23 protein-coding genes are annotated in these 21978 nt (G+C 66.9%); 20 read left to right on the forward strand and 3 right to left on the reverse strand.

Translation table 11 applies throughout. From position 1 onward, the window contains the following. Positions 1-170: 170 nt before the first annotated feature. The 5 genes from ACEPA4_RS03420 (at position 171) to ACEPA4_RS03440 (ending at position 5531) form a co-directional block, all read left to right on the forward strand. Positions 171-1142: an aldo/keto reductase gene (locus ACEPA4_RS03420; RefSeq protein ID WP_188239253.1), complete on the forward strand. Its 972-nt coding sequence runs from the start codon at positions 171-173 to the stop codon at positions 1140-1142. A 245-nt stretch (positions 1143-1387) separates the two neighbouring features. Beyond that, complete coding sequence (gene hemP / locus ACEPA4_RS03425; RefSeq protein WP_005412278.1) at positions 1388-1582, forward strand: hemin uptake protein HemP; 195 nt, start codon at positions 1388-1390, stop codon at positions 1580-1582. A 153-nt stretch (positions 1583-1735) separates the two neighbouring features. After that, the gene (locus ACEPA4_RS03430) at positions 1736-3928 is read left to right on the forward strand and encodes a TonB-dependent hemoglobin/transferrin/lactoferrin family receptor (protein ID WP_315974258.1); all 2193 of its coding nucleotides are present in this window, start codon (positions 1736-1738) and stop codon (positions 3926-3928) included. Between the two features lie 4 nt (positions 3929-3932). Then, positions 3933-4532, forward strand: coding sequence for a Hemin transport protein (locus tag ACEPA4_RS03435; protein ID WP_164092979.1), 600 nt, complete (start codon positions 3933-3935; stop codon positions 4530-4532). Between the two features lie 72 nt (positions 4533-4604). Continuing rightward, complete coding sequence (locus ACEPA4_RS03440) at positions 4605-5531, forward strand: DUF6607 family protein (RefSeq protein WP_065186809.1); 927 nt, start codon at positions 4605-4607, stop codon at positions 5529-5531. Positions 5532-5700: 169 nt separating this feature from the next. On the opposite strand, the gene ACEPA4_RS03445 is transcribed toward ACEPA4_RS03440, so the two are convergent. Next, positions 5701-8217 carry an ABC transporter permease gene (locus ACEPA4_RS03445; RefSeq protein ID WP_164092980.1) on the reverse strand — a complete coding sequence of 839 codons (2517 nt, stop codon included), beginning with the start codon at positions 8215-8217 and terminating at the stop codon, positions 5701-5703. Next, complete coding sequence (locus ACEPA4_RS03450) at positions 8214-8861, reverse strand: ABC transporter ATP-binding protein (RefSeq protein WP_005415330.1); 648 nt, start codon at positions 8859-8861, stop codon at positions 8214-8216. Before ACEPA4_RS03450 ends, ACEPA4_RS03445 begins: the two co-directional genes overlap by 4 nt. Positions 8862-8936: 75 nt before the next feature. On the opposite strand from ACEPA4_RS03450, the gene ACEPA4_RS03455 reads away from it, so the two are divergent. The 3 genes from ACEPA4_RS03455 (at position 8937) to ACEPA4_RS03465 (ending at position 11807) form a co-directional block, all read left to right on the forward strand. Continuing rightward, a complete protein-coding gene (locus tag ACEPA4_RS03455; RefSeq protein WP_053500077.1) occupies positions 8937-9581 on the forward strand; it encodes an arylesterase in 645 nt (214 codons plus the stop codon). Positions 9582-9668: 87 nt separating this feature from the next. Then, on the forward strand, positions 9669-10382 hold the full coding sequence (locus ACEPA4_RS03460) for a response regulator transcription factor (RefSeq protein WP_002811889.1): 714 nt from the start codon (positions 9669-9671) through the stop codon (positions 10380-10382). 153 nt (positions 10383-10535) lie between these two features. Continuing rightward, entirely contained in the window at positions 10536-11807 is a 1272-nt protein-coding gene (locus ACEPA4_RS03465) for a HAMP domain-containing sensor histidine kinase (protein WP_065178739.1), read from the forward strand. Between the two features lie 231 nt (positions 11808-12038). Here ACEPA4_RS03465 and ACEPA4_RS03470 read toward each other — a convergent pair whose 3' ends face one another. Beyond that, entirely contained in the window at positions 12039-12740 is a 702-nt protein-coding gene (locus ACEPA4_RS03470) for an SGNH/GDSL hydrolase family protein (protein ID WP_065186813.1), read from the reverse strand. 211 nt (positions 12741-12951) lie between these two features. On the opposite strand from ACEPA4_RS03470, the gene ACEPA4_RS03475 reads away from it, so the two are divergent. The 12 genes from ACEPA4_RS03475 (at position 12952) to ACEPA4_RS03530 (ending at position 21932) form a co-directional block, all read left to right on the forward strand. Then, positions 12952-13347 (forward strand): diacylglycerol kinase, encoded by a 396-nt coding sequence (locus ACEPA4_RS03475; RefSeq protein WP_005415335.1) that lies wholly within the window; start codon positions 12952-12954, stop codon positions 13345-13347. A gap of 33 nt (positions 13348-13380) precedes the next feature. Then, on the forward strand, positions 13381-14130 hold the full coding sequence (locus ACEPA4_RS03480) for a TerC family protein (protein WP_005415336.1): 750 nt from the start codon (positions 13381-13383) through the stop codon (positions 14128-14130). A 227-nt stretch (positions 14131-14357) separates the two neighbouring features. Then, positions 14358-15518 (forward strand): MFS transporter, encoded by a 1161-nt coding sequence (locus ACEPA4_RS03485; protein ID WP_005415337.1) that lies wholly within the window; start codon positions 14358-14360, stop codon positions 15516-15518. A gap of 211 nt (positions 15519-15729) precedes the next feature. Continuing rightward, positions 15730-16023, forward strand: coding sequence for a transposase (locus ACEPA4_RS03490; protein WP_032954795.1), 294 nt, complete (start codon positions 15730-15732; stop codon positions 16021-16023). Next, positions 16020-16880 carry an IS3 family transposase gene (locus tag ACEPA4_RS03495; protein WP_065185370.1) on the forward strand — a complete coding sequence of 287 codons (861 nt, stop codon included), beginning with the start codon at positions 16020-16022 and terminating at the stop codon, positions 16878-16880. Before ACEPA4_RS03490 ends, ACEPA4_RS03495 begins: the two co-directional genes overlap by 4 nt. Before the next feature lie 459 nt (positions 16881-17339). Beyond that, positions 17340-17960: a LemA family protein gene (locus ACEPA4_RS03500; RefSeq protein ID WP_005415338.1), complete on the forward strand. Its 621-nt coding sequence runs from the start codon at positions 17340-17342 to the stop codon at positions 17958-17960. Between the two features lie 3 nt (positions 17961-17963). Then, complete coding sequence (locus ACEPA4_RS03505; RefSeq protein WP_139726748.1) at positions 17964-18851, forward strand: YgcG family protein; 888 nt, start codon at positions 17964-17966, stop codon at positions 18849-18851. Beyond that, positions 18851-19345 carry a TPM domain-containing protein gene (locus ACEPA4_RS03510; RefSeq protein ID WP_053500484.1) on the forward strand — a complete coding sequence of 165 codons (495 nt, stop codon included), beginning with the start codon at positions 18851-18853 and terminating at the stop codon, positions 19343-19345. The genes ACEPA4_RS03505 and ACEPA4_RS03510 overlap by 1 nt, the downstream gene beginning before the upstream one ends. Positions 19346-19396: 51 nt before the next feature. Next, positions 19397-20284, forward strand: a complete 888-nt coding sequence (gene lgt, locus ACEPA4_RS03515; protein ID WP_005415341.1) for a prolipoprotein diacylglyceryl transferase — start codon at positions 19397-19399, stop codon at positions 20282-20284. Then, positions 20281-21075, forward strand: a complete 795-nt coding sequence (locus ACEPA4_RS03520; RefSeq protein WP_005415342.1) for a thymidylate synthase — start codon at positions 20281-20283, stop codon at positions 21073-21075. The genes lgt and ACEPA4_RS03520 overlap by 4 nt, the downstream gene beginning before the upstream one ends. 81 nt (positions 21076-21156) lie before the next feature. After that, the gene (locus ACEPA4_RS03525) at positions 21157-21444 is read left to right on the forward strand and encodes a hypothetical protein (protein ID WP_065179687.1); all 288 of its coding nucleotides are present in this window, start codon (positions 21157-21159) and stop codon (positions 21442-21444) included. Continuing rightward, positions 21441-21932: a dihydrofolate reductase gene (locus tag ACEPA4_RS03530; protein ID WP_053500480.1), complete on the forward strand. Its 492-nt coding sequence runs from the start codon at positions 21441-21443 to the stop codon at positions 21930-21932. Before ACEPA4_RS03525 ends, ACEPA4_RS03530 begins: the two co-directional genes overlap by 4 nt. The last annotated feature ends 46 nt before the right edge of the window (positions 21933-21978 follow it).

The following is a 21978-nucleotide window of genomic DNA, read 5'->3' on the forward strand; positions in this document are numbered from 1 at the left end:
GCGAAAAACGGGAAGCCTAGTGCAGGGCAGGGGCCGGGGCAAGAAAAAGCAGCGTGCGCGCGCCCATCGGTACCGATCAGGCCAGCAACGGCAAGGGCTTGCGGCCGGCGGCGGCAGGTAGAATGGGGCTCGATCCCGGCCCGGATGCGGGCCCGCAGCAGGAGATTCGCATGCAATACCGTCGCCTGGGCTCCACCGGCCTGCCGATTTCCGCCCTGTCCTTCGGCGCCTGGGTGACCTTCGGTGACCAGATCCCGCGCGACGAGGCCCGCAACCTGGTGGCTGCCGCCTGGGACCACGGCGTCAACTTCTTCGACAACGCCGAGGGCTATGCCAACGGCCGCGCCGAACAGGTGATGGGCGATGTGATCGCCGACCTGCGCCTGCCGCGCGATGGCATCTGCGTCTCCAGCAAGGTGTTCTTCGGCAGCGCCAAGGACCCACGGCCGACCCAGCGCGGCCTGTCGCGCAAGCATGTGACCGACGCCTGCCATGCCGCGCTCAAGCGCCTGCGGGTGGACTACCTGGACCTTTATTACTGCCATCGCCCGGATCCGGACGCGCCGATCGCCGAGACCGTGCATGCCATGGATACCCTGGTGCGGCAGGGCAAGATCCTCTACTGGGGGACCTCGGAGTGGTCGGCGGTGCAGATCCAGCAGGCGCTGGACATCGCCGAAGCACGCAACCTGCAGGGCCCGTCGATGGAGCAGCCGCAGTACAACCTGCTGCACCGCGAACGCGTCGAGGTCGAGTATGCGCCGCTGTATGCCGGTGCCGGCCTGGGCACCACCATCTTCTCGCCGCTGGCCTCGGGCCTGCTGACCGGCAAGTACGACCAGGGCATTCCGGCCGATGCGCGGCTGGGCCGCGAGGGCATGGAATGGCTGCAGGCGCTGGTGCTGGGTGACGACGCCGAGGCCCGCCTGGCCCAGGTGCGCCGCTTCAGCGAAGCAGCGCGTGAGCTGGGCCACGCCCCGGCCGCGCTGGCGATTGCCTGGTGCCTGCGCAACCCGAACGTCTCCAGCGTGATTCTCGGCGCCAGCCGGGTGGAGCAGCTGCTGCAGAACCTGCAGGCACTGGACGTGCTGGAGCAGGTGGATGCGGCCGGCTGGGCCGAGATCGAAGCCGCCTTCGGCTGACAGCCCTTTGTAGAGTCGAGCCATGCTCGACTCCGCGCGTAGCGCGTGCGTTTCCAGGCGACGGTGCCAGGAGCAGTCGAGCATGGCTCGACTCTACAAAAGCGCCGCGCCATCTTTTGATTGATGACACCTATTGAATTTTCGAATTCGATCATTAATCCCATCAATCAAATTGAGAATGGTTGTTGATTGTCAACTGAGAATCATTATCATTTGACTCGTCCCTCGCACGAGTCCAGATGCTCATGAATGCTCAACCTGTACTGCTGCGCCCCGAAACGCTGACCCTCCGCGATCGTCCGGTCCGTGTCGTTCCGCCGGAAGAGGTCATCGACAGCGAAGCCCTGCTCAAGGGCCGTCGTGAAATCCTGATCCAGCACGGCGACCGCTTCTACCGCCTGCGGCACACCAGCAACGACAAGCTGATCCTGACCAAGTAATCGCGGCCTGGTCGCCCGCCTCCCTCCCTCCTGCCGGCAGCGCCGGCAGGGTGGGCGACCCGTCCGCGCCCGCTCTCTCCCCCTCGGTCTACCGCGTGCACCTCCCGGGTGTGCCGGTAACCGGGGGTTCCCCTGCCTGACCGAACGAACCCGATGACCCGCCCTACCGCCCTTTGCCTCGCCGTCTGGATGGCCCTGCCGCTGTCCGCCCATGCTGCTGCCGCGGCCACCGCCGCGCCTGATGCGCGCGACTTCGACCGCGTGCAGGTCACCGCCACCCGCACCGAGCGGGCAGTGAGTGACGTGGCGGCCACCGTGGATGTCATCGACCGCGAGCAGATGGACCGGCACCTGGTGCAGGACATCAAGGATCTGCTGCGCTACGAGCCGGGCCTGTCGGTCAGCCGCAGCGCCGCGCGCTTCGGCCTTGGCAGCATCCGCATCCGTGGCCTGGACGGCAACCGCGTGCGCGTGCAGACCGATGGCATCGCCATGCCCACCAGCTTCAACATCGGCTCGTTCTCCAACGCCAACCGCAACTTCACCGATCTGGACACGCTCAAGCGCGTGGAGATCGTGCGCGGCCCGGCCAGCTCGCTGTACGGTTCCGACGCGCTCGGGGGCGTGGTGGCCTTCGTCACCAAGGATCCGGCCGATTACCTGAAGGATGGCAAGGACAGCTACGTCGGCCTGAAGTTCGGCTACGACGGTGAGTGGAAGGGCCTGCTCGGCGGCGTGACCAGCGCGTTCGGCGGCGAACACTGGAGCGGCATGGTCAACATCAACCATCGCCAGGGCCAGGAAACCGGTAACAAGGGCGATGTTCGCAGCCTCGACAACACTCGTACCGCGCCCAACCCGCAGGACCGCGACGGTCGCAGTGGCCTGGCCAAGCTGGTCTATGCACCGAGCGAGGACCAGCGCTTCCGCCTGACCGTGGAAGGCAACGAAGACAACACCGATACCAGCGTGCTGTCCTCGATCGACCGCACCACCACCACCGGCATGAAGGCGCGCGACACGCAGAACCGCACCCGCGTGTCGTTCGCCCATGAAATGGATGCGCTGGACAAGGGCTTCGCCGACAACCTGCATTGGCAGCTGTATACCCAGCACAGCGAGACCAACCAGATCACCGACGAAGACCGCGCCAACCGCAGCCGCCGCCACCGCGAGTTCAACTTCGACCAGCGCGTGTACGGCCTGCAGGCACAATTCAACAAGGCGTTCAGCACCGGCAGTGTCGAACACGCGCTGACCTACGGCTTCGAAGGTGCGCGTACCGAGATCCGCCAGAAGCGCGACGGCTATCAGGTTCTGGCCAATGGCCAGACCAGCACCACCATCCTGCCCGACGCCTTCCCGGTACGCGATTTCCCGATCAGCAAGACCACCGAGCTGGACCTGTACGCGCAGGATGAAATGCGCATGGCCGGCGGCAAGCTGTCGCTGGTGCCGGGCGTGCGCGTGGATCGCTACGAGCTGAAGCCGGAAGTGGACAGCATCTTCGCCGACGACAATCCCGGCGTTGCGGTGGCCAGGCTGACCAAGACCAGCGTCTCGCCGAAGCTGGGCGTGGTCTATCGCTTCACCGACGAATGGTCGCTGTTCGCCGGCTACTCGCATGGTTTCCGCTCGCCGCCGTACAACGACGTCAACCTGGGCTTCACCAACTTCGCCTTCGGTTACACCGCCATCCCCAATCCGGACCTGAAGCCGGAAACCAGTGATGGCATGGAGCTGGGCCTGCGCTTCCTGTCACCGGCCGCCTACGTCAGCGTCAGCGGCTACTACAACGAGTACAAGGATTTCATCGAGTCGCAGTCGCTGGTCGGCACCAACGCCCAGGGCCTGATGGTGTTCCAGTCGCGCAACATCGCCGATGCGCGCATCTACGGTGCCGAACTGAAGGCTGGCGTTGACTTCGGCCAGATCAACCCGGCGCTGCAGGGCTGGGCGCTGCGCAGCTCGGTGGCCTGGTCGCGCGGCGACAACAAGACCGAGGACACTCCGCTGGATTCGGTCGACCCGCTGCGCGGCACCGTCGGCCTGATGTACGACACCGACGCCTGGGGCGTCGAACTGGCCGGTACCTTCGTCAAGCGCAAGGACCGCGTCACTGCAGCGACGGTGTACCGCCCGGCCGGCTACGGCGTGGCCGACCTGATGGCGCACTGGAACTTCGCCCCGGGCGCGACCTTCAACGTCGGCGTGTTCAACCTGGGCGACAAGCGCTACATCGATTGGTCCAACGTGGGTTCGACGCTGTCTGCGACCAGCCGCGTGCTGGATCGCTACACCAGCCCGGGCCGCACCCTTTCCGCCAGCCTTGCCGTTTCCTGGTGACCTCATGAGCCGCGCCTTGTCCGCACGCAGGAATGACGCCATCGCCGTGCAGGGCAGCGCGGCCTGGCCGACCCCGGCACAGCTGGCCACGCTCGGCACCTTGTTGTGCCTGTACCACGCCGACGGCAACGAGCTGGGTGGCTGGCGCCAGGCGGTGCGCGTGCACGCCTGCCAGGGCGTGGACAGCGAGGGCATACGCGAAAGCCTGTGTTTCCTCGATGCCCGCGGCCGCTGCGTGTGGCGGCTGTACCTGTTGCCCGACAGCGATTTCCTGGCCTGGGACCGGCTGGTCGCGGCGCTGCCGCCGGGCCCGGAGCATGACAGCGAGGGCAGTGTCGGCGAACGCCTGTGGCGGCGCCTGGCCGGCCATCTTGGTGGCCAGCGCTGGCGCCTGTGCACGCTGCGCCTGCATGCCGCGGACGAGGGCCGCACGCTGGCAGCCAGCCTGTCGACCCTGTCCTCGCTGGGCGCGGCCACCGCGCGTCGCATCGCTCGGTTGGAAGGTGCCGAAGGCGAGCTGGCGATCGACGATTGCTGCTGCGCCGACGCCGCGCGCCGGCCGACACCCCGTATTCCCGGCGACCTGCCGCTGATCCGCCTGTGATCCTTTCCTGATGGAACGCCCGCCGGCCCTGGAAGGCCTCTCAACGAACCTGCAACCCCGAAGGAAGACCCGATGAAGTTCCAGACAGCCAGCGTCATGCTGTTGCTCGCTGCCAGCGGCGTGGCCAGCGCGCAGCCCTCCGACATCGCCCGCGACCACGACAGCATCCTCGCCATGCAGGGCGAGTACACCGTCGACTTCGCGTTCGACGAGACCGTGCTGCTCAAGCCCGGCTACGAGCGTGCGCCGGCGATGCGCAGCGGCGGCAGCGAAGTGGTCATCGTGGTCGAGGACACCCCGCAGCGCATCGTGCTGCAGCACCTGTTGCTCGATGAGAAGAGCGGCCACATCACCAAGCACTGGCGCCAGGACTGGGTCTACGAAGCGCCCAGCCGTTTCGAGTTCAGCGCCGACCAGACCTGGCAGGTACGCCGCATTCCCGCAGCGGTGAACCAGGGCGCCTGGACCCAGTGCGTGTATGAAGTGAGCGATGCACCGCGCTACTGTGGCACCGGCAAATGGACGTACACCAACAACGTGCCGAGCTGGACCAGCGACCTGAGCTGGCGCCCGCTGCCGCGTCGTGAATACACAAAGCGCAGCGACTACAACGCGCTGGCCGTGGTCAACCGCCACACGCTCACGCCCAATGGCTGGACCCACGAGCAGTTCAATACCAAGGTGCAGCGCAACGCCGACGGCAGCCAGGTGGAGATCGCCCGCGAGTTCGGCTTCAACGACTACGTCAAGACAACCGAGGTCGACTTCACCCCGGCCCGCGCCTACTGGAAGGCCACCGCCGGCTACTGGGCCAAAGTGCGCCAGCGCTGGGACGGCTTCCTCGGCCAGGCCCCGGGCGTGCACCTGAAGACCAAGCTCGATGGCATGGCGATGATCATCCCGCTGTTCACCCAGGCCGAAGAGATCCAGTCCGGCAAACAGGTGAAGGACGCGCAGATCGACGAGGTCTTCGCCAAGTACGTGGAAAAGGCGCAGTAGATCCACGCCATGCGTGGATGTGCTTGTTCCTTGAACACTGGCAACGCCGTCATGTGCTTTTGGCAGGTGCCGAGCTTGCTCGGCACACGCTTTCCCGCATCCACGCATGGCGTGGATCTACCGGCAAGTGCCGAGCCTGCTCGGCACGCCGTCCGGAGGCGCAACCGATTCAGGCCTCGCGCAACGCCAATGCCGGCGGCGTATGCAGGATCGCCCGCGTACCCCACCAACCCGCCAACAGGCTCAAACCGATGCCGACTACGCCGCCGATCAGCAGCCCTGGCCACGGCGGCAGCAACGGCAGCTCGAACACCTTCTGCGAGACCGCCACGCCGATGGCAGCCGCTGCGCCCACCGCCAGCATCGCCGCCAGCGTACCCAGCGCGCCGAACTCCACCAGCACCGCACCGCGCAGCTGGCGCCGGGTCGCACCCAGGGTGCGTAGTACCGCGCTGTCGTAGCGGCGCTCGCCGGCGGTGGCCTGCAGCGCGGCCAGCAGCACCAGCACGCCGGCCAGCAGGCTGAACACCATCACCAGCTGCACCGCCTGCGCCACGCGCTCCATCACATCGCGCACCTGCGAAATCACCGCATCCACGTCCAGCAGCGACAGGTTCGGCTGCGCGCGCACCAGTTCGCCCAGGCCCGCCGCCTTGCCGGCCGGCAGATGGAAGGCCGACAGCAGGTTGTGCGGGGTTTCGCCCACCGCATTCGGGTTCAGCAACACGAAGAAGTTCGGCCGGAAGGTGTTCCAGTCCGCCTTGCGCACGCTGGTGACGGTGAACTCGCGCTCCTGCTCGCCCACCGCAATGGTGATGCGGTCGCCGGGGTACAGGCCGTAGCGTTTGGCCCAGCCGATTTCCACCGAGGCTTCCGGTGCGGTGCTGTCGGTTTTCCAGAACGTGCCATTGACCAGCGTATTGGCCGGCGGGAACGTGCTGCGCCAGCTGAAATTCAGTGGCCGGTTCTCGTCATCGTCATCGCGCTGACCTTCGCCTTGTGCCGCTTGTCCGTCCTGACCGGGCTCGCGGTCCACGCGCAGCGGTGGCTTGCCATTGATCGCGATCAGGCGGCCGGTGGCCATCGGTTCGATGCTGGCGTCACCGGCGCCCAGTCCACGCAGCGTGGCCAGCACGCTGTCGCGCTGTTCGGGCTGGATGTTGATCAGGAAGTAGTTGGGCGTGTCCGCCGGCAGGCGCTCGCGCCATTGCTGCAGCAGGCCGGGGCCGGTCACGGCCAGCAACAGCAGCGCGCACAGCGACAGCGACAGCCCGACCAGCTGCATTACCGCCAGTATCCGGCGCCGGGTCAGCGCGGCCAGGCCCAGCCGCCAGTGGCCGTGCAGGCGGTGCTGCAGGCCGCGCAGCAGTTGCAGCAGCACGAAGCCGACCACCCCGGCGGCCAGTGCCAGCGTGGCCAGGCCGCCCAGCACCCACAACGCCAGCTTCAGGTCGCCGGTGACTTGTACCGCCAGCAGCAGGCTGGCCGCCAGCGCTGCCACATAGGCCAGCAGTGACGCCGGCGGCAGGGCAGCGAAGGAACGGTTGAGCACCCGCATCGGCGGCACCCCGCGCAGGCGCAGCAGCGGTGGCAGGCCGAAGCCGAACAGCAGCAACAGGCCGATGCCGGCGCCGGTCAGCGCAGGCATCGCCTCGGGCAACGGCAGGCGCTGCGGCACCAGGCTGCCCAGTACCTGCACCAGGCCTTCCTGCGCGGCCATGCCCAGGCCGATGCCGAGCGCACAGGCCGGCACCGCCAGCATCAGCAGCTGCAGTGCCAGGCCAAGCAGGATGTCGCGCTGGCGCGCACCCAGGCAGCGCAGGATCGCCACCTGGTCGATGCGGCGCAGCGCGAAGCGGTTGGCCGCCAATGCGGTGGCCACGCCCGCCAGCAGCACCGCCAGCAGCGCGCTCAGGCCGAGGAAGCGCCCGGCCAGATCGAAGGCCTGGCGCACGCCGCGCTGGGTGTCATCCACGCTCAGCAGGCGCAGGCCCTTCACCTGTGGCAGCAGCCACTCACGCAGGGACGCGACCTGCCCGGGTGGTCCTGCAAACATCAGCCGGTAGTTGATGCGGCTGCCGGGGCCAAGCAGTCCCGTGCCTTCCACATCGGCGCGGTTGACCAGCAGGGTGGGGGACAGCGTCAGCAGGTCGCCGCCGGTATCCGGTTCGGCCTCGATGATGCCGGCGATGCGCAGCGTGCCGGCGCCGAACTCGAGATCATCGCCGGCCTTCAGCCCGAGCCCCTGCAGCAGGCGTGGGTCGGCATAGGCCTGGCCCTTAGGTGGCATGCCGGCATCGGTGATCAACGTACCGCCGGGCGTGGCCCGTACCCGCAGCGTGCCGCGCAGTGGATAGCCCGCCTGCACCGCCTTGATGCTGGCCATCTGGCTGGCGTCGCCGTTGAACAGCACGCTGCCGAAGCTGGCGATGCGGGTGTAGGCCAGTCCACGCCGTTGTGCCTCGTCGGCGAATGCCTGCGGCGGGTCATCACGCCCGGCGATGCCGAGATCGCCACCGAGCATTTCCGCCGCGCTGCCGGTCAGCGCCAGGTTGACCCGGTTCACCAGCGTGCCCACCGCAGTCATCACCGCCACGCCCAGCACCAGTGCGGCGAAGACGGTGAGCAGGTCGCCGGCCAGCGCCTCGCGGCGCAGTGCGCGCCACGCGTGGCGCAGCAGGTTCATGCCTGTGCCCCACGCTCGACCGGCAGCAGGCGGCCGTCGTCGATACGATGGATGTACTGGCAACGCTGCGCCAGGCGCATGTCGTGGGTGACCAGTACCAGGGTAGTGCCGCTGCCGGCGTTGAGTTCGAACAGCAGGTCGCTGACGTGCTGGCCGGTGGCATGGTCCAGCGATCCCGTCGGTTCGTCGGCGAACAGGATGCGCGGCCGGGTGACGAAGGCACGCGCCAGTGCCACGCGCTGCTGCTCGCCACCGGACAGCTGGCGCGGGTAGTGGCGGGCGCGATGGGAGAGGCCGACCTGCGCCAGCACTTCATCGACCCGCGTGCGATCCTCGCGCCCGGCGAGTTCCAGTGGCAACGCGACGTTCTCGGCGGCGGTCAGCGCCGGCAGCAGGTGGAAGCTCTGGAACACGAAGCCAACCTCGCGCGCGCGCAGCTGGGCCCGCGCTTCTTCATCGAGGTCGCCCAGGTCCTGGCCCGACAGCGCAATGCGGCCCCGACTGGGCAGGTCCAGCCCGGCCAGCAGGCCGAGCAGGGTGGTCTTGCCCGAACCGGAGGCGCCGACGATGGCCGCGCTGGTGCCTTCATGGACGGTCAGGGTGATGTTGTCCAGTATGTGGACTTCACCCTCCGGGCCCTGCACGGATTTGCCGACCTGGTCGACGGCGATGGCGACGGGCGCGCTGCGGGGGGACAGGCTGTCGATGAGGAGACTCCAATGCGCAAGACGGGATGGAGCCGGCGAGCCGGCGCGATGATGGTGCTGCTGCTAGGGTTCCTGCTGTTGCCGGGGCTGGCCTGTGCCAAAGGTCCGGCTGGCACCGTGCTGGTGCTCGGCGACAGCCTCAGTGCCGCCCACAATATCCCTGCCGACGCCGGCTGGGTCAGCTTGCTGCAACAGCGGGTCAGGCAGCAGTCGAAAACCCCGGCGCGCATCGTCAACGCCAGCATGAGCGGGGAAACCACCGCCGGCGCGCTGACCCGCCTGCCGGGCCTGCTGGCCAGGGAGAAGCCGACCGTGGTGGTGATCGCGCTGGGCGGCAATGACGCGCTGCGCGGGCTGACCCCGGCGCAGGTGCAGGGCAACCTGGAAAAAATGGTGCAGGCCAGCCAGAAGGCCGGTGCCAAGGTGCTGCTGCTGGGCATCGACGTGCCGCCCAACTACGGACCGGCCTACCGCCAGCGCCTGGCCGCGGCCTACAAGGCGCTGGCCACGCAGTACAAGGTGCCGCTGCTGCCGTTCCTGCTGGAGGGCGTGGCCCTGCAGCCGGGCATGATGCAGGGCGACGGCCTGCACCCCACGGCGCAGGCGCAGCCGAAGGTGCTGGACAACGTCTGGCCGCTGCTCAGGCCGCTGCTCTGAACCGTTTGTGTACCTCTTGACGGAACTTCACATCGCGTCCACCGTCGATCCGGCATGTTTCACAAAGCTGAAGTTAGAGGGAATCACATGCGTCAGACGAAGGAGACCTCCGGCTTGGTGCTGGTGGTCGAAGACAACCGCAACATCTCCGAGATGATCGGGGAATACCTGGAAGGTCGCGGCTTCGAAGTCGACTATGCACAGGACGGCCTGGATGGCTACCGCCTCGCGGCGGAGAACAGCTATGACGTCGTGGTGCTCGATCTCATGTTGCCGCGCCTGGATGGCATCGAAGTGTGCCGTCGCCTGCGCAACGATGCGCGCAAGTCCACGCCGGTGCTGATGCTCACGGCACGCGACACGCTGGACGACAAGCTCACCGGCCTCGGGTTCGGTGCCGATGACTACCTGACCAAGCCGTTCGCGATCCAGGAGCTGGAAGCCCGCCTGCGCGCGCTGATCCGTCGCGAACGCCGCCAGGTCGGTTCGGAGGTGCTGAAGGTCGCCGACCTGGTGCTCGATCCGGTCAGCATGCGGGCTACCCGTGCCGGTACCGAGCTGCAGCTGTCGCCGATCGGCCTGCGCCTGCTGACCATCCTGATGCGCGAATCGCCGCGCGTGGTCACCCGCCAGGAGATCGAACGCGAGATCTGGGGCAATGGCCTGCCGGATTCGGACACCCTGCGCAGCCATCTGTACAACCTGCGCAAGATCATCGACAAGCCGTTCGACCGTCCGCTGCTGCACACTGTGCAGAGCGCCGGCTATCGCATTGCCGATATTGCCCAGCCGATGGCCTGATCGGGGCCCGGCCTGTGCAGCATCAGGCCCGGCCGGGCAACGACCCCGCACCGGGCACGGATGACCGGCCGGCGCTGCCGCCGGTCAGCGTCCGTGCACGACTACGGCGCAGCGCGCTGCCTATAATCGCAGCGCTCTGACCGGGACCCCGCAATGCCGCACGGCCTGCCGCGCAAGATCCGTATCGCCTTCATCCTGCAGGCAGTCCTGGCCAGCCTGGGCATCCTGCTCGGTGCCTGGCTGGTCTCGCTGGTGATCAAGCACAGCCTGGTCGGCGCCGCCCTGCGCGAGGAAGCGGCCTATTACTGGACGCTGCACGAGGCGTCGCCGGTGCAGCCGCCGCCCAACACCCACAACATCCGCGGCTACCTGCTGGAAAGCGGGCAGTCGGCACTGTCATTGCCGGCCAACCTGCGCACCCTGGAGCCTGGCTTCCACGAGCTGCCCCAGGACGACCAGCTGGTGCTGGTCGACGTGCGCCCTGCCGGTCGCCTGTACCTGGTGTTCCTGCGCTCGCGCGCGGAGATGCTGGCGTTCTGGTTCGGCATCGTGCCGGTGCTGCTGACCCTGTTGGCGGTGTATGGCGCCAGCTGGGTCACCTACCGTGCCTCCAAGCGACTGGTGTCGCCGGTGAACTGGCTGGCGCGGCGCGTCTCGCGCTGGGACCCGGGCCACCCCGAAGCGGCCGATCTGGAGCCGAACAAGCTGCCGGCGGACATGCAGGGCGAGACCCGCCAGCTGGCGGCCGCACTGCATTCGCTGGCCAACCGGGTCAGCGCGCACGTGGCGCGCGAGCGCAACTTCACCCGTGATGCCAGCCATGAGCTGCGCACGCCGTTGACCGTCATCCGCGTGGCCAGCGACATGGCCCTTGGCGATGAAACCCTGCAGCCGCGCCTGCGCCGCAGCCTGCAGCGCATCCAGCGTGCAGGCCGTGACATGGAGGCGGTGATCGATGCGTTCCTGATCCTGGCCCGCGAGGCCGATGTCGAACCGCAGATCGAGCTGTTCGACGTCAACGACATCGTCCGCTACGAGGTGGACAACGCCAACGAGCTGCTGGGCAACCGGCCCGTATCGGTGCACCTGCACGGCGACGGCCCGGTACAGCTGCACGCACCGCCGCGGGTGCTGCAGGTGGTGGTCAGCAACCTGGTGCGCAATGCCTGCAGCTACACCGACGAAGGGCGTATCGACGTGCACGTGCTCAATGACCGGGTGGTGGTGCGCGATACCGGCATCGGCATGTCCGCCGAGGCGCTGTCGCGCGCGTTTGAACCGTTCTACCGCGCCGAGCCGAGCCGTCCGCAGGGCACCGGCCTGGGCCTGTCGATCGTGCGCCGGCTGTGCGACCGCTTCGGCTGGAAGGTCAGCCTGGCCAGCGAGCCGGGCAAGGGCACCGAGGCTACGGTGATCTTCCGGTAGAGGGATTTTGCCGGGCTGCGCCCGGCACCCGCCGAGGCAACATCAACATCAGAAGCGGGCATTCCGTGGAATGGCGGGGCGGTGTGGGTTTGCAGGACACGCCGTAAACCCGTCCATGGGGGCTCGATGGCGCCATCCATGGCGCCAACGGTCCTGCAAACCCACACCGCCCCGCCTTCGACAGTTTCCCGCGATCCGCAGTAGATCCACGCCATGCGTGGATGGGGTTGCTCAGTTGCAGTTGACCTTCGGCGCCAGCGCCCTGGTCCAGATCGCATAGCCGGCCGGGGTCATGTGCAGCATGTCCTCGCGGAACAGCGTCGCATCCGGCTGGCCGTCGGCGCCGAGCATCGGCGTGTAGATGTCGGTGAAACCGGTGTTGGGCAGCTTGGCCAGCGCGGCCTTGATCAGCGTGTTGGCCTCGTTGATCGCCGGCAGCAGGTGCGCGCGCGACGGGCTCGGCTTGATCGACAGGTACTCCACCTTGGTCTTCGGCAGGTCGCGGTGCACGCGCTGCACGAAGGCAACCACGTCGTCGCGCACCTGCACGGCGCTGCGGCCACTGTTGAGGTCGTTGTCGCCCGCGTAGAAGAACACTTTGCATGGCGCATACGGCACCACGATGCGGTCGGCGTACCAGGTGCTGTCGCGCACTTCCGAGCCGCCGAAGCCGCGGTTGAACACTGGCTGGCCAGGGAAGTCGGTGGCCAGGCTCTCCCAGAAGCGGATCGAGGAGCTGCCAATGAACTCGATGCCACCGCGCGGCGGCGGGGTGGACTGGTCGGCGCTGGCGAAGCGGGCCATGTCGCCGGCCCAGGCCGCGTTGGAGACCTGTTCTGGCACCCGGGGCGACTCGGCCGGGCTCAGCGCCTGGGCCAGCGGTGCGGCAGTCAGCAGGCCCAGCATCAACAGGCAGGTACGGCGACGGGACATCAGGCGCTCCAGCAGGCAAGGGGCATCCATCATAGGAGCATGCCCGGGCCGTTGCTTGCCCCTGGCAGGCCGTTCAGCGGGCCGGCGCGGGCTGCGGTTGGCGGCCTTGTGGCAAAATGGCCGCCATCTGCCTATTCCTGTGCACCCATGATTCCCTGCCGTGCGTCTGAGCGGTCGCTGCGCCGCGCCCCCGTTGCTGGATGTTCCACCCGTGGCTGATCAGTTCGGCCACCTGCCGCGCGGCCCGCGCCGCATCTTCCAGGCCGCCCGCTGGTCCTGGCAGGGCCTGCGCGCTGCCTGGCTGCACGAGTCCTCGTTCCGGCTTGAGGTCTACCTGCTGATCCTGCTGACGCCGATTGCGATCTGGCTGGGCCAGACGCCGGTCGAACGCGCGCTGCTGATCGGCTCGATGCTGCTGGTGCTGGCGATGGAGCTGGCCAACTCGGCCATCGAAGCGGTGATCGAACGCTACGGCAGTGAGATTCACGAGCTGGCCGGCCGCGCCAAGGACATGGGCTCGGCGGCGGTGTTCGTGCTGATGATGAACGTGTTGCTGTGCTGGGCGCTGGTCGTGGTTCCGCACGCGCTGGCCGGCAACTACGGCTGAAACCCCATTCCCCCACTGCCTTGAAGAGTTTCCATGTCCTTTGAGTTCCTCGCCGACCCCAATGCCTGGGTGACCCTGTTCACGCTCAGCGCGCTGGAAATCGTGCTCGGCATCGACAACCTGGTGTTCATTTCCATTGCTGTCAGCAAGCTGCCGGAAGAGCGCCGCCCGTTCGCCCGCAAGCTCGGCATCGCGGTGGCCTGCATTACCCGCATCGGCCTGCTGGTATCGCTGGCCTACCTGGCGCACATGGCGGCAAACCTGTTCACCGTGGCCGGCATGGGCATCTCCATCCGCGACCTGGTGCTGATCGTTGGCGGCCTGTTCCTGATCATCAAGGGCTGCATGGAGATCAAGGAACTGATCAGCGGTGGCGAGGATGAAGATCCCAGCACCACCAAGGCCTCGGCCGTGTTCGGCTACGTGATCGCGCAGATTGCGGTGATCGACATCGTGTTCTCGCTGGACTCGGTGATCACCGCCGTCGGCATCGCCGACCACATTCCGGTGATGGTCGCCGCGATCCTGCTGTCGGTGATGGTGATGCTGCTGGCCGCCAACCCGCTGGGCCGCTTCATCGATGCCAACCCGACCGTGAAGATGCTGGCGCTCGCCTTCATCCTGATGATCGGCGCGGTGCTGATCCTGGACGGCCTGGACGTGCACGTGCCCAAGCCCTACATCTACGCCGCGATGGGCTTCTCGGTGCTGGTGGAGTGGCTGAACCTGCTGATGCGCCGCCGCGCCCGCGAGCACAACGTGCCGGGCGCCGGCAACTGGTAAGCGCGCCACTGGCGTGTGAGTCCCTCAGAACCCCCGGCATTCCGGGGGTTCTGCGTTGTGGGGGCGAGGTCGGTTCTGCAACGGCATTGTGGTTTTTGCACTTGTAGCTGCGTTCCGGCTTCCACTTGTGAACCAGGATCAACAGTGTTTTCCCGGGGCGAGGCTTAATCCGGCGCAGCAAAGCGCGCAGGCTACGCACTCCCGATTCCCGCCCCCAGGACCCCCCCATGAATTCCAGAGCCGCCTTGCTGGCGCTTGCCGTTGGCGCCTTCGCCATCGGAACCACCGAGTTTGCCCCGATGGGCCTGTTGCCGGTCATCGCCGACGGCGTCGGCGTTGGCATCCCCACTGCGGGCATGCTGATCACCGCCTATGCCGTGGGCGTGATGCTGGGCGCGCCGGTGATGACCCTGCTGATGGGGCGTTTCGGCAAGCGCACCGCGCTGATGCTGCTGATGTCGATCTTCGTCGCCGGCAATCTGTTGTCTGCGCTGGCGCCGAACTACGGGATGCTGCTGCTGTCGCGCCTGGTCACCAGCCTCAACCACGGTGCCTTCTTCGGCATCGGTGCGGTGGTCGCTGCGAGCCTGGTGCCGAAGGAAAAGCAGGCCGCTGCCGTGGCCACCATGTTCATGGGCCTGACCATCGCCAACATCGGCGGCGTGCCGCTGGCGACCTGGGTGGGGCAGCAGCTGGGCTGGCGCCTGTCCTTCGCCGGTACCGCAGTGCTGGGCCTGGTTGCGATCACTGCGCTGGGTTTCGCGCTGCCGGCATCTGCACCGGGGCCGCGCCCGGACGTGCGCCGCGAACTGAAGGCGATCCTGCAGCCGCAGGTGCTGCTGGCGATGGCCACCACCGTGCTTGGTGCGGGTGCGATGTTCACCCTCTATACCTACGTCGCACCGGTGCTGACCGAATTGACCGGCGCCTCCAATGCCTTCATCGCAATGTCGCTGGCCCTGATCGGCATCGGCTTCACCTTCGGCAACGGCATCGGTGGACGCATGGCTGACTGGTCGCTCGATGGCGCCACACGGATCCTGCTGGCCGTCCTGGCGGTGCTGATGTTCGTGCTGCCGCTGGCCTTCATGAGCCACGCCACCGCGGCGCTGGGTGTACTGCTGTTCGGTGCGGCGACCTTCGCCCTCGTGCCGCCGCTGCAGATCCGGGTGATGCAGGTGGCCAGCGAGGCGCCGGGCCTGGCGTCGTCGATCAACGTGGGTGCATTCAACCTGGGCAATGCGGTAGGTGCTGCGCTGGGTGGTGCGGTGATCAGCTCGGGACTGGGCTACGCCGCGATTCCGGTGGCCGGTGGCCTGCTGGCCGCGTCGGGCCTGCTGCTGGCATGGCTTGGGCGTCCGCGCACTGCGGTGGCTGAGGCCTGCTGAGGGTGAGGGGTTCCGGCAGGGCTGCGCCCTGCACCCGCAGAGGCAACGTCAAAAGCTGGGCTACTGAGGGATGGCGGGGCGGGTCCGGTGGCGGGGGACGCCGTAAACCCTTCCCTGGGGGCTTGGCCGCGGCATCCATGCCGCGGACTGATCTGGCCCCCCGTCAGCGGACGCCAAGAAGCGATACTTTGATCGCACTTGGAGGTCCCTTATGTCCCGTATCACCCGTCGTAGCTATACCGATGAGTTCAAGCACCAAGCCGTGGAGTTGGCCGAGTCGCTCGGGCCTGCCGCAGCAGCCCGTCAGCTGGAGATGTCGGTCAAGACGCTGGCAAATTGGCTTGACGCGGTCCGTGCTGGCCGGTCTCTGACCTCTGAGGCTCGCAGGCCAACCACCGACCTGGAAAGCGAGATCAGCCGCCTTCGGGCCGAGAACGCCAATCTGAAGATGGAGCGGGAAATCCTAAAAAAAGCGGCGGCGTTCTTTGCCAGAGAGTCCAAGTGAGGTACGCCTTCGTCGCCAGTCAAAGGACTCACTACCCGACCAGGTTGTTGTGTCGGGTTCTTGGGGTTTCTGTCTCTGGATTCCATGATTACCTGCGTCGGCAATGTGCCCAAGCGTGCGATGCCGATTCGGCCCTGCGTACCGAGCTTCGGGCCATTCATGTGACCAGCAAGCGCAGTTATGGGCGACGTCGGCTGGTCAGGGCCTTACGAGCCAGGAATCATCCAGTCGGCCACAAGCGCGTGGCACGGTTAATGGCCGAGGAGCGAATCCAGGGCAAGACCAAAGGCCGATTCCGACCCAAGTCCTCCGGCGGCTCATCTCAGCTCGCCCCCAACCTGCTGGATCGGCAATTTGCCCCCGGAACCGGACCGACGGCGTGGGTCGGGGATATCACGTATGTCCCCACCCGCCAGGGATGGCTGCATCTGGCCGTGGTCATCAGCGTCCAGACCCGGCAGGTGCTGGGCTACAGCGTTTCCAAGCGTCTGACTGAAGAGCTGGTGGTGAAAGCATTTGCCAATGCCTGGGCTCTGCATCCACAACGACCCGGCCTGATCTTCCATTCAGATCGTGGTGGGCAGTACTGGGGGAACGAGTTTCGCCAGCTGCTGCAGTCCCATGACGTGGTCCAAAGCATGAGCCGGCCTGGCAATTGCTGGGACAACGCGGTGGCCGAGAGCTTCTTTGCGACGCTCAAGACAGAAGAGGCTGCCGAGCCTTACGCCAGTAGGGAACAAGCCAGCCAGTGCATCGCTGCTTACATCCACGGCTTCTACAATCCAGCCCGGCTACACTCGGCGCTGGGCTACCACTCGCCTAACAACTACGCCCGGCAGCTCCGGGCTGCCGCCTGAAACGGCTTCATGGCGTCCGTTTTCAGGGGGCCAGATCAGACACCCCCGCCCCCGGACCCACCCCGCCTTCGACAGTCTTCCGCGATCTGTCGGAACGCGTTCTGCGCTGCTGTTGGTAGGTGTCGATCTTGGTCGACACGGTAGATCCACGCCATGCGTGGATGGCAGACACCAGGAATGTCTGAAGGGTCGGCTTTTGCCTTTGATTTTTCTTTTGATCTTCCCGCGGTGCGCAGAAAACTGTCCATGGCCGGGAGGGTGGGTCGGCTGGGGGCGTGAGCCGCATGGATGCGGCGACCGAGCTTACATGGACGTACTTGCAGCGGCCCCCAGCCGACCCACCCTCCCGGCCCATCCCCGAGCTGGCTGGACCACACCGCGGAGGGGGCGGCGCCCGATGGCCGGTCTTTCACCCGAACCATGGCATGCTCGGCGCCAAGCCCACCCGGAACCCCCGCCATGCGCCTGTTCACCCGTGTCCTGCCCCTGATGCTGCTGGCCTCCCTGTTGTCCGGCTGCGGCTACAACGCCATCCAGCAGAAGGACGAGGCGGTCAAGGCCAGCTGGTCCGAAGTGCTCAACCAGTACAAGCGCCGCGCCGACCTGGTGCCCAACCTGGTGCAGACCGTCAAAGGTTTCGCCAGCCAGGAAGAGCGCGTGCTGACCGAAGTCACCAACGCCCGCTCGCGTGTCGGCCAGATCAACGTCAACGCCGATGACGAAGCCTCGCTCAAGCAGTTCCAGCAGGCCCAGGGTGAACTCGGCAGCGCGCTGTCGCGGCTGCTGGTGGTGACCGAGAACTATCCCGTGCTGAAGTCCGACCAGAACTTCCGCGACCTGCAGGCCCAGCTGGAAGGCACCGAGAACCGCATCACCGTTGCCCGCGGCCGCTACATCCAGCAGGTGCAGGACTACAATACCTACATCCGCTCGTTCCCGCAGGTGATCACCGCCAAGATCTTCGGCTACAAGACCAAGCCGAACTTCACGGTGGACAACGAAGCGCAGATCTCCAACGCGCCGGCGGTCGATTTCGGCAACGCGCCGCAGCAGCAGCCGGCACCGCAGCCGGGCCACTGACCGATGCGCCTGGCCACTGCGCTGCTGGCCCTGCTGCTGTGGCTGCCGCTGGCGTCGCAGGCGCAGCAGCTGGCGCCGATTCCGGCGCTGGATTCGCCCGTGGTCGATACCACCGGCACGCTGGACGCCACGCAGAAGCAAGCGCTGGTGCAGCAGGCGATTGAACTGCAGCAGCGCAAGGGCAGCCAGCTGCAGGTGCTGGTGGTGCCCAGCACCCAGCCGGAGGACATCGCGCAGTACACCACGCGGGTCTTCGACCAGTGGCAGATCGGCCGCAAGGGCGTGGATGACGGCGTGCTGCTGGTGGTGGCCAAGGACGACCGGCGCGTGCGGATCGAGCCGGGTTACGGTCTTGAAGGCGCGATTCCCGATGCCATCGCCAACCGGGTCATCCAGGAATACCTGGTGCCGCGTTTCCGCGCCGGCGACTACGCCGGGGGCATCACCGATGCCACCGCCGTGCTGGTCAAGCTGATCGATGGCGAAACGCTGCCGGCACCGGTCAGTGGTCATCGTGGGCGCGAGCCGGGTGGCGGCGGCGATACCTGGTTCCTGGCGCTGTTCATCGGTGTGTTCGCCGGCAGCATCCTGCGCGGCGTGTTCGCGCGCGTGCCGCGCCCGCTGCGTGGCCTGCTCGGCGGCGCTGGCGCAGCCGTGGCGGCGTTCCTGTTCACCTCCACCCTGCTGGCCAGTGGCCTGGCCGGCGTGGTTGGCCTGATCGTGGCGATGCTGTCCGGCCACCCGGGGCGCTTTGCCGGCGGTGGTGGCTGGGGCGGCGGCAGCTGGGGCGGGGGCGGCGGCTTCGGCGGTGGTGGTGGATTCGGCGGTGGTGGCGGCTGGGGCGGCGGCGGTGGCCGTTCCGGTGGCGGTGGCGCTTCGGGAGGCTGGTGATGATCCAACGTCTGTTCCGCCATGTATGTTCGCCGTCGGTACGGCGCGCGTTCCCGCCAGCCACGCTGCAGGCGATCACCGAGGCCATCGCTTCCGGTGAGCAGCGCCACGGCGGTCAGGTGATGTTCGCGGTGGAGGCCGATCTGCCGCTGGCCGCGTTGTGGCACAAGGTCACCCCGAGGCAGGCCGCCGAGCATGCCTTCGCACGCCTGCGCACCTGGGACACCGCCCACAACAACGGCGTGCTGATCTACCTGCTGTTGGCCGACCATGCCATCGAGATCGTCGCCGACCGCGGCCTGCATGGCCGGGTCAGCCCAGCGCAGTGGCAGCGGGTCTGCACCCATCTGCGCGAGGGCCTGCGTGGTTCCAACCCGGTGGAAGCGCTGCAGGATGCCATCGACGAGGTCTCCAGCCTGATCGAAGGGCACTTTCCGGCCTCGACGCGGTCGAACGATGACGCGTTGCCGAACTCGCCGCAGATCCTTGGTTGAGCCGGGGCGGCACTGGCCCGAGAATAGACGTTCAACCGCAAGGCACCTTCCATGATCTACTTCCACGACATCGACCCCATCGCCCTCTCGCTGGGGCCGATCAAGGTGCACTGGTACGGCATCATGTACCTGCTCGGCTTCACTGCGGCCTGGCTGCTGGGCCGCACGCGCATCGCCGCCGGGCGCCTGCCGGGCGTCGATGCCAACGGCTTCTCCGACCTGTTGTTCTACGCCATGCTCGGCGTGGTGCTGGGCGGCCGCATCGGCTACATGCTGTTCTACGCGCTGGGCGATTTCCTGCACAACCCGCTGCTGCTGTTCAAGGTGTGGGACGGCGGCATGAGTTTCCATGGCGGCCTGCTGGGCGTGCTGGGTGCCTGCTGGTGGTGGTCGCGCAAGCACGCGCTGCACTTCTTCGACACCATGGATTTCATGGCGCCGCTGGTACCGCTGGGCCTGGGTTTTGGTCGCATCGGCAACTTCATCGGCGCCGAGCTGTGGGGCAAGTACACCGACGGCACGTGGGGCGTGGTGTTCCCGTCGGGCCTGCCGGCGCCGCTGAACCAGTTGGACCACGCGACCCTGCAGGCGCAGTTCGCCACCGGCGCGCTGAACCAGTTCGCCCGCCATCCCTCGCAGCTGTATGAAGCGTTCCTGGAAGGCCTGGTGATGTTCGTGGTGCTGTGGACGGTGTCGGCCAAGCCGCGCCACCGTTACCTGGTCGGCGGCCTGTTCGCGCTGATGTACGGCCTGTTCCGCTTCGCCGTCGAATTCGTACGCATGCCCGACAACGGCGTCTACGTGGCCTTCGACTGGCTGACCCGTGGCCAGATCCTCAGCCTGCCGCTCATCGCCTTCGGCCTGGTGCTGCTGGCGATGTCGCGCCGCGCGCCGGTGCTGCAGCCGCAACCGGTGATGGCTGCGGAGGGCAAGGCATGAAGGCCTACCTGGACCTGCTCGCGCATGTGCTGGAACATGGCGCGGAGAAGAGCGACCGCACCGGCACCGGCACCCGCAGCGTGTTCGGCTGGCAGATGCGCTTCGACCTCAATGAAGGTTTCCCGCTGGTCACCACCAAGAAGCTGCACCTGCGCTCGATCATCCACGAGCTGCTGTGGTTCCTGAAGGGCGATACCAACATCGGCTACCTGAAGGACAACCAGGTACGCATCTGGGACGAGTGGGCCGACGAGAACGGCGACCTCGGCCCGGTCTACGGCAAGCAGTGGCGCAGCTGGGCCACCGCCGATGGCCGCGAGATCGACCAGATGCAGTGGCTGGTGGACGAGATCAAGCGCAACCCCGATTCGCGCCGGCTGGTGGTCAGCGCCTGGAACGTGGGCGAGCTTTCGCAGATGGCGCTGATGCCGTGCCACAACCTGTTCCAGTTCTACGTGGTGGACGGCAAGCTCAGCTGCCAGCTGTACCAGCGCAGCGGCGACATCTTCCTCGGCGTGCCGTTCAACATCGCCAGCTATGCGCTGCTGACCCACATGGTGGCGCAGGCCACGGGCCTGGGCGTGGGCGACTTCGTGCATACGCTGGGCGACGCGCACCTGTATTCGAACCATTTCGAGCAGGCGCGCGAGCAGCTTTCGCGTGAACCGCGCGCGCTGCCGAAGCTGTGGTTGAACCCGGAGGTGAGCGACCTGTTCGGCTTCCGGTTCGACGACATCCGCATCGACGGCTATGACCCGCACCCGGCGATCAAGGCGCCGGTGGCGGTGTGAGTGATGTTTGGCATGCTGCGTATCAGCTGGTGAGACCTGACTGATGCAGATTGTTTCTCGGATTCACCAAGTGGAGAAGCAATGAGCAAACATTCACGAAAGGCACGGGAAAAGCTGGCGGAAGGCTTGATGTCGATGTCCGGCTCCCTGGCCGTTGCATTGACTGTTGGTGTGTTAATTACTCCTCTCCTGGCAGTCGCCAATGCGGCGGTCGCGGGAAAGGATGTGGACCTTTGGGTCATGATTACTGACCTCAAACCGACTACTGCGGCAATACTGTTCCTGCTCTATTGCTCAGCGGTTGCGACAGTACTCGGTGGACGTAGCGCGGCGATGAAAATCTTCAACGAGTTGTATCCGGACAAATGAAGCTCTCGATGATCGTGGCGCTGGACCGCAACCGTGGCATCGGCCAGGGCAATGCCATGCCCTGGCACCTGCCGGATGATTTCAAGCACTTCAAGGCGCTCACCCTGGGCAAGCCGATCCTGATGGGGCGCAAGACGGCCGAGTCGATCGGCCGCGTACTGCCGGGGCGCACCAACCTGGTGCTGACCCGCAGCGGCCAGGTGCCGTTCGCGGGCATGCGCGCGGTGGCGTCGCTGGACGAGGCGAAGGCGATTGCCGAAGGCGAGGGCGCCAGCGAGCTGTGCATCATCGGCGGCGGCGAGATCTTCCACCAGCTGCTGGACCAGGCCAGCGACCTGTACCTGACCTGGGTCGATGCCGAAGTCCCCGCCGACACCCATTTCCCCGAGGTGGCCGTGCAGGACTGGCGGGAAGTGAGCAGCGAGCCGCATCCGGCCGATGACCGCCACGCCTATGCGTTCCGCTTCGTGCATTACGTGCGCCGCTGAGGATGGTTTCCTGTAGAGCCGAGCCATGCTCGGCTGCTGTTGCCTG

Source organism: Stenotrophomonas sp. P2112 (assembly GCF_041897515.1).
In the GTDB taxonomy this organism is placed as follows: domain Bacteria; phylum Pseudomonadota; class Gammaproteobacteria; order Xanthomonadales; family Xanthomonadaceae; genus Stenotrophomonas; species Stenotrophomonas sepilia.